General features: G+C 31.9%; 8 protein-coding genes. All 8 read left to right on the top strand.

The genetic code is table 11. The features are described from left to right. On the top strand, window positions 1–542 hold a 542-nt coding region (locus tag A5882_RS14565), incomplete at its 5' end, for a hypothetical protein (RefSeq protein WP_176462038.1). Window positions 543–686: 144 nt separating this feature from the next. Then, window positions 687–1,013, top strand: coding sequence for a hypothetical protein (locus A5882_RS14560; RefSeq protein ID WP_086373025.1), 327 nt, complete (start codon window positions 687–689; stop codon window positions 1,011–1,013). Window positions 1,014–1,018: 5 nt separating this feature from the next. Next, window positions 1,019–1,558 (top strand): hypothetical protein, encoded by a 540-nt coding sequence (locus A5882_RS14555; protein WP_086373024.1) that lies wholly within the window; start codon window positions 1,019–1,021, stop codon window positions 1,556–1,558. Then, entirely contained in the window at window positions 1,518–2,786 is a 1,269-nt protein-coding gene (locus tag A5882_RS14550; RefSeq protein ID WP_086373023.1) for a hypothetical protein, read from the top strand. The genes A5882_RS14555 and A5882_RS14550 overlap by 41 nt, the downstream gene beginning before the upstream one ends. Window positions 2,787–3,011: 225 nt before the next feature. Next, window positions 3,012–4,223: a DNA (cytosine-5-)-methyltransferase gene (gene dcm, locus A5882_RS14545; RefSeq protein ID WP_086373022.1), complete on the top strand. Its 1,212-nt coding sequence runs from the start codon at window positions 3,012–3,014 to the stop codon at window positions 4,221–4,223. Beyond that, a complete protein-coding gene (locus A5882_RS14540; protein ID WP_086373021.1) occupies window positions 4,224–5,567 on the top strand; it encodes a hypothetical protein in 1,344 nt (447 codons plus the stop codon). After that, window positions 5,549–6,928 carry a Z1 domain-containing protein gene (locus A5882_RS14535; RefSeq protein WP_086373020.1) on the top strand — a complete coding sequence of 460 codons (1,380 nt, stop codon included), beginning with the start codon at window positions 5,549–5,551 and terminating at the stop codon, window positions 6,926–6,928. The genes A5882_RS14540 and A5882_RS14535 overlap by 19 nt, the downstream gene beginning before the upstream one ends. A 28-nt stretch (window positions 6,929–6,956) precedes the next feature. Further along, on the top strand, window positions 6,957–8,548 hold a 1,592-nt coding region (locus A5882_RS19875), incomplete at its 3' end, for a hypothetical protein (RefSeq protein ID WP_086373019.1).

Here is an 8,548-nt window from a genome sequence, read left to right as displayed (position 1 = left end):
AACTTAATACAGCTACTGAATTAGTAAAAAAAGTATTTGATAGTGTTGATTTATCTAATACTTCGATTTTGTTACATAATCAGTATTCTGGCTATAGTAGACAACCTACACTTAAAGCGATTAGTTTATATATTAGTAGTTCTTGTAGTTATGGCACTGGAAATCCAGATCATTCTAAGGAAATTCTTGTAAAATGTAATGATGAAACAGTTTTCTATTTGGTAGGTTCTTCAAATTTCTCTAAAAATACTTATATGACTAAAGACAGAAATATTAATCAATCAGATATTGCTTTCATTAAAGTTAGTGATTCAACAAAGTCTCTATTACATTCTATACTTAATCATAACGATAATAGATTACTTAGCATTTTTGCAGAAGAGCTAGGTATTTCTAATGACAATTTATCTGATAGTCCTGATACTCAAAATGATTTCTACTTAACATATATAGGAGAAAGTGATGTAGATATAGTGACAGCTCCTTATATTGGCTCAGATGATATATTGAGCGAGTATACTAGTGAATTTTTTTCAGAATAGAGAAAAGTTTTAGATAATGAGCCAAAAGTTGTTCAGAATTAATGAAAGTAAATAAGAGACGTCGATTTTCAAAATAAATTATTATTTAGGGTGTTTAAAATTCAAATTGAAAATAGAAAGCGTTATCTTTTGGAGGTGAATCACATGACTAAATACACTGATGATGAAATTAGAAATATGTCCAAAGTGACAATCAAAATAGCTGCGGACTATTTAGGAATTTCAACTAACATGTTGACCTTTGGAATGCGAAATAACTTATTGCCTATAGGGTTTGCTATTCGTAATGAAGAAAGTTATCGCTCTAATTGGAGCTATTCAATTGTTCCAGAGAGACTAATTGCCTATAATCATGGAAAAATTAATGAAATTCAAATAGAAAATATCGAGAATAGTATTAACACTATTGTTAGTCAATTTGAAGAAATGAAACGAGATTTGGTTTTTCTATTAAGCGAAAACGACGAATAGGAGGTATGAAAGAATTTCAAGCTCTCCTCATGGGAACGACTCATAGTATTAGTGAAGTTGAATATGCTAGTGAAAAGCAGCAAGTCGTTATTAATGGAGTTTTCGCAAAAGAAAAAACTAATTTGGATGTTACTGAAATAGAAAGTGAAGTTAGCAACCGTAATATTATTTATTTAGAGAAGGAGGAAAAATGGATGCCTGAACAGCCGGCTTTAATTAAAACTCGAAAAGAACTATATGATGAAATATGGGAAATATCTATTGCTGGGGTTGCAAAAAAATATAATATTCCATATGGACATATGATTAGGCAACTAAAAATAGCTGAAATCCCTGTTCCACCTTCAGGTTACTGGATGAAGCTATCTAGTGGAAAAAGTGTTTCAGTTCTTGAACTGACAGGTGATCCAGAAGAAAGTGTATCAATTTATAAAACTACCCCTGGTGTGAAGTCTCGAAAAAAGTCTTCTCTAAAAATTACATCTACTAATGAAGAGTGGACAAATGCTTCTGAAAATTCAGGAATTGAAACTTCAAAAACATGAAACAATGGAATACTGTGGAAAAACATATAATATTTATAAAAGGTCAAATCTTTATGAAGAAGTATGGAAGCAGCCGATTACAAAAATTGCAAAAATTTATTCAGTGTCAGATAGTGCCATTCATAAGATATGTAAGGCTCTAAATGTACCCACTCCCCCAGCAGGATATTGGTCACGAGTACGAGCTAGAAAAACAGTGAAAAAAATGCCTTTACCAAAAGGAAATTACCGAGAGCAAAAAACAGGACTACGTTCTGAGACCATCAAATTAAGCCAAGAAGAAGATGGAATCCTAAAATTTTTAGATGATGAGAATCGAACACTAGTTTTGGCGATAGCAGATCAAATAATTTTACCTCATGAAGACTCTCGTATGCATTCAAAAATCATTGCTCATAGAAAAAAAGTATCAAAATGGCAAAAGGAGTTAAAGAAGAGTGAAGCAAAAGGCTGGGGAAAAAGAAATTTATCAGATCCACCTTTTTTTGCAGATACTGTTTCAGAAGAATCTCTGCCAAGAGTTTGTCGGATTTTTGATGCATTGATAAAGGCACTGGAACCTTTAGACTGTAAACTTACAGATGATTTAAAAATTAAGGTGAATCAGGAGACAGTACATATTTCTGTCACAGAAGTTAAAGAAAAAATTCCTCATACTCCTATAGAAAAAGAAAATTTGGAACTCCTGAAATATGAAGATAGGCATAATAGCAATTCCTATATATCAAAACCAAAAATTAACAAATATGATTATCTATTTAATGGAAGAATTAGTTTTATGATTCATGGTAGAAAAACGTTTAGAGATTGCAAAGCTTATGTTGTTGAGGAGAAGCTAGGGGATATTGTACTAGCTTTATATGAAGTTTCTGATGTGCTTCGACAAGAACGAGAAAAGCGTGAAGAAGAAGCTCGCCAAAGAGAAATTGAACGTCAGAAAAAGGAAGAACAGAGAGAACGTTATAATTTAGAAGTGGCAAATACAGAAGCCTTAGTAAACAAAGCTGAAGACTATGAAACTTCGTGTAAAATTCGAGCTTATGTTTCAGCTCTGGAGAAATCTGGTGAGTTAGATGATGAAACAGCAACATGGATTCAATGGGCAAAGCAAAAAGCAGATTGGTATGATCCAACTGTTGCATCAAGTGATGAGTATTTTGGAAAACGAAAACATGAGGAAAGCTCTGAATCAAAAGTATTGAAGAAATCTGGCTATTCTTGGTGGTAGAAAATAATTGAATTCTATTTAATTGACTTTTATGAGATGTTTACGGAGATGTCAATTGAACTAAATTTCAATATTTAAGGTAGTAGAGTTGGTATTCATTTTTTCTTCTAATTGTATAATTACTTGGTGCTAATCTGTTATACTAATGTAGTTGAATGTTGTATGTAATGATTTTTTGAAAGATACTAAATTTCGCTATATAGCTTTATAAAGGTGGATTTATTAATGAGAAAGTATACTGTAATTGAAAGTTTTTCAGGTATTGGTGCCCAAAGGCAAGCTTTGGAAAATTTACAAGAGAAATTTATTTTTGATTTTGAAATTGCTAACACAATGGAGTGGGATATTAATGCCATGATGGCCTACCAAGTAATCCATCACGATTCTAAAACTCCTAACTATTTTTCTGATAAGGCAGATGCTATTTCATGGATTAAAGATCATAATCTTACCTTGAGTACAACAGGTAAAGAAAAGTCAACTATTCGGGCAATAAAAGCTCTGCCCATCGATAAATTGAACTTTATTATACACAGCATAAAAAATACAAAAAACTTGACGGATATCTGCAATGTTGATATCAGAAAATTTCCTCAAAATATTGATATTTTTACATATTCATTTCCTTGTCAAGACTTATCAATTGGAAGTTTTTGGTATAACAAAGATAACAAGGGAATTGAGAAAGATAGTGGATCAAGGTCTAGTTTATTATGGGAAGTTGGAGAGATTCTATCTAAAATGAATAGGAACCAACTCCCGAAATTTTTAGTTATGGAAAATGTTACGCAAGTGCTTGCAAAAAAGCATCAAGGCAATTTTGAAGCATGGAAGAGAGAGCTAGAATCTTTAGGGTACAAAAATTATGAGCCATGGGAACTAGATGCTTTAGACTTTGGAATACCCCAACAAAGAAAACGAGCATTCATGTTAAGTGTTCTTTGTGAAGAAACTTTTTTTCAACAAATTTCTGATTGGAGACCCCGAACTGTTGAAAAAGTAAGTGAATTGAAGAATTACCTGAGATTAGATAAAAAATACTTAGAAGAACAAGTTGCTGTCACACCTAACTTTACTCAAAGTCGTGAAAAAATCTTTCTTGAAAATAATAAAATTGTTATAGATGGGAAGATAAATCACAATATTGTTAACACTATTAGTACAAAACAGGATAGAAATCCTAATGCTGGTGTGATCTTATATGATGGAATTAATGGTAATGACACAATGCGGTATCTTACCCCTCGTGAATGTTTTTTATTAATGGGATTTCCCGAACAGAAATTCGAAAGATTGAAAACATTTAATAAAGAACATGATGTTTTCTTTAGTGATTCGCATCTGTATAGAATGGCAGGCAATTCTATTGTTGTTCCTATATTGGAAAGTATATTTGAGTTAATTATTAAAATTGATAAAGAGATGAGGGGAAACTAAATGAATTATGTCGATAGTAAATATGATGGGTTAAAAAACTTTATTCAAAGACAACTAGATAGTGGTAAAAACTATCAAATGCTATTAAAACTTGAAGGTTTTAATTATCCTAAAGATATTTATCTCAATATGTTATTAGACACGCAAGCATTACCTGAAAACGAGTTTACTCTTAAGACTTGGGAAGAATTTGTAACAATTTATAGAGAAGAAAATAAAGAGTACAGTGAAAAATTTATGGGGGAAAATATTCTTAACCAATCAACAGTTCCTACTGTAAGTAGTTCTACTTGGCAAATATATAAGAGTAATTTATTGAAAAAGGGCTTTAAGGAAAAGGCTATAAGTGAAATTCAATATTCTTCTTACGGTGTAGTACAAAGACTTACTGACATGGGGCGTGGAACTAAAGAGTCTATCAAAGGATTGGTTATTGGGGACGTACAATCTGGAAAAACAGCTAATATGGCAGGTCTAATTTCTTTGGCTGCTGATAATGGTTGGAATGTTTTTATTGTTCTTAGCGGATTGATAGATAGTTTACGAGCGCAAACAAAAGATCGAATAATAAAGGATTTGACGACGGATGGTTCCATGGCTTTAAATTTTAAAGCAATAGAGAAACCGAAATTTAGAAATGGAGCTATCGAAGCGGAATATAACTTGGATAACATAGATTTGTCTCGTAACTCAAAAGTACGATTATTAAATGTATGTTTGAAAAATAAATCTAATTTAAAAAATTTGATTGCTTGGTTGAATAGCAACGAGAATAAGGCTAAACAGATGAAAATAGTTCTAATTGATGATGAAGCAGACCAAGCAAGTATAAATACAAATGATATTACAGAAGAAATAGACCCAACTACAATTAATAGATTGATAAGAGAAATAGCTAATTCATCTAAATTTAAAGCTGTAAATTATATTGCATATACTGCCACGCCATATGCACCCGTTCTTAATGAAAGTGGAATTGATTCCCTTTATCCAAGAGATTTTATTGTTGCATTGAATTCTTCAACTGATTATATGGGACCAGTTCAATATTTTGGTTTGCAAGTCCCTGCTCAAAATCCGTCCCTAAGAATGGTTCGTTCAGTTACGGATGAAGAAGTGAGTAGTGTATTTTCTTATTTGACTGGAAAAAATGAAATATGTGAAAATTTTACTAATTTAAAAACTGCAATATACTGGTTTTTGATTAGCGTTGCGGCTCTTAGATTTAGAAAATACGATGATCCTTTGTCAATGTTAATTCATACAGGAGCAAAAACTGCTAGCCATAAACTAATGATTAATATTGTACTAATGAACTTAACGAGTTGTTTTATGAAGAAATAAGGTCATTTGATAAAAAGGATTTTAATAATGCTATGCCTGATTATTCAAACGAAGACATCTGTGACTATCCTAGTTGGAGTGAAGTTAAAGAGGGGTTAGACTATCTTAAAGGTCTTAAGAAAGATGAATTTATTACTCACATAAAATTGGGAGACGATAAAAAACCGATTTATAAAAAAGGTATACACGTAGTGGAAGATAATAGTTCAAAGAAATATGATGAGTCTGCAAGATTGATTTACCCTGATAAAGATGATAAAGAAATTTCTGGTATGAAAAATAAATCATTTATTGTTATTGGGGGAAATACTTTGTCTCGAGGATTGACAATTGAAGGTTTGGTGTCAACCTATTTTTTACGACCAACGAAGCTAGGTGATTCTTTAATGCAGATGGGACGTTGGTTTGGCTATAGACCGAACTACGAATTATATCCTAGAGTGTGGATTGATAAAGAAACGCAATTTAAATTTGAATCTATGACACAAATCAATGAAGATTTGAAGGATGAAATTGAAAGTTATGCTGAAAAAGGATTTAGTCCTTCGGAGTACGCACCTAGAATTATGAATAGCCCAGACTATAAAAGACTTATGGTGACCTCCTTTAATAAGTCACAAAATGCTATTGAAGGAGGAATGGATTTTCGAGGTTTTGACGTTCAAACGTTAAGTTTCCTGAGAGATAAATCTTGTTTAGAGCACAATCTTAACGTAGGTATAGAACTATTAAATAAGATTGGGCAGTCACCTAGGTTTAAAGATAATAATTTATTATTTGAAAATGTTGACACTCAACTAATTATTGATTTCTTTAATGGTTATAGACTATCAGAAAAACAACAAAATCTCCAAAAAGGTACCATGACCTCATTAATAGAGTGGATAGAAGAAAATACTTCAGAAAATAAATTAGATAGTTGGAACATTCTTCTTGTTTCAAAAGGAGAAATTCCTAGATATGAAGATTCTTCAAGAAAAAGCTGGAATATACATGGATATGATCCAGGGTGTGTTTCGAGGTCTCAAATGAAAAATAATCCTTATGAAGATACTGTATATATTAAAGTATTGAGAACTGTTGGTGATCTTGTTTTAGATTTAGATGTAGATCTAAGTGAGAAAGAAAAAAGTGCTAATTCATTAAAAAATGTTTTAGGAGTTCGTCAAAAATATGGATATGATAGAAAGCCATTATTAGTTTTGTATAGAATTGATAAAAATTCTAAGCCTAAAAATGAAGAAAGTACTTCAAGAAAGGCAATGGATGTTGAAGAAGATATTTTAGCATTTGATGTTCTTATTCCAGGATTTACTGAAAAAGTTAACCGTGCGAACTATCTTCAACAGAAATTAGACTAGAATAGTAGGATTTTAGGTGGTGACTTTTTTGAAAATAAAAATTCCAAATCGAGATATACAAAGCATGGCTCAGGATGGAGATGCTATTTTAAGATCGTTACAAAATAACAGTATGCCCATTATTGATTTATTTGTACGTGAGTCAATCCAAAATAGTTTAGATGCTTATTTAAGCCCCGAGTCTCCAGTAGAGGTTCAAATTAAGCATGGAAGTTTCAACGGAATAAGCTTAGGTAATTATTTGGAAAAGTTAGAAGACACGGTCCCAAAAAGTAAATCTGATTTTATCTCTATAACAGATATTAATACGACTGGCCTAGATGGAGCAGTAGTCGGAGATAAGGAAGAACTAGATAAAAGTAATTTTCATAAGTTGATCTTTAACATTGGGAAACAGCAGACTAGTCAGCATGCTGGTGGAAGTTGGGGATTGGGGAAAACAATCTATTTTAAATTAGGAATTGGCATAGTTATTTACTATACCAAAATCCACTCTGGGGAAGAACGGTTACTTGTTTCATTAATTGAGAATCAAAATGATGAATCAACTAGATTATTAAGAGAGAGTGAAAGAGGGATAGCTTGGTGGGGCAGTGACTTAGATAAAGAAGGAAATTTACTTCCAATAAGTGATCCGAGTGAAATTGCTTCTTTTCTTTCAGTATTTGGGTTAACAAGATTTGAAGATGGTCAAACTGGAACATCAATAATTATTCCATATATAAAAAGTGATTGTAGTAAGAAGACGGAAGGCTACTGGGAAAACAGTTATATTGAAAAAATAGAAATGGCGGTTCAACGTTGGTATAATCCTAGAATTAGTAATCGGGATTATCCCCAAATCAATGGATTACCTTACCTTACAATTCAAGTAAATGGACAGCGTATTTCTCCAATTGAGTTCGCACCAACATTTGCTAATTTTCGTTCTCTTTATGAAGCAGCATCTCGAAAAATAGGAGATGACGAACAAGGAATAGTGGTAAAAGAAGTCTCAAATTTCCGATCGATAACACCTAACATGAAAATTCCTGTTGGATATCTTGCATACAAAATAGTAAGCAGTAAACAATTAGAAATGTATGCACCAAACAATTTACCAAGTCCTTTAAAATTTATTGGTAGTGGGAAAACTAGTAAATCAAGAGAATACGGGCACTCTATTATTGCCTACACTAGAAAACCAGGAATGATTCTCAACTACTCTGCAGATATTAATTCTTGGCTAAAGAAAGATCTCGACTTAGGGGAAGATAATTATATGTTCGCACTTTTTGTTCCTAACTCTGATCAAAGAATGCATGATGACTATTTTACTTCTTATGAAAATATTGAATCATATTTAAGAGCAACTGAGTTAAGTGATCATTCAAGTTGGATTGACTTGGATGGATATACTATTGTAAAACGTATCAGAGAGCGAGTCTCAACAATTTTATGTACATCATTTGATAGCCATAAGAAATCTGAGAATAATAGCATTTCTATGTCTTTAGCCAGAAAATATGGAGCTATATTGTTACCTAATACTACTATAAAAAATAAATCAACCAGAAAAAATAATGGAGTACGCAAAAAAAATAACTTTGGGAAATTTTGTATTAAAGAAACTAAATTATT

Origin of the sequence: Enterococcus sp. 4E1_DIV0656, from assembly GCF_002140695.1 — a bacterium.
GTDB lineage: Bacteria > Bacillota > Bacilli > Lactobacillales > Enterococcaceae > Enterococcus_D > Enterococcus_D entomosocium.
Note: the sequence above shows the minus strand (reverse complement) of the source record. Positions and strands in the feature narration are given on the sequence as shown.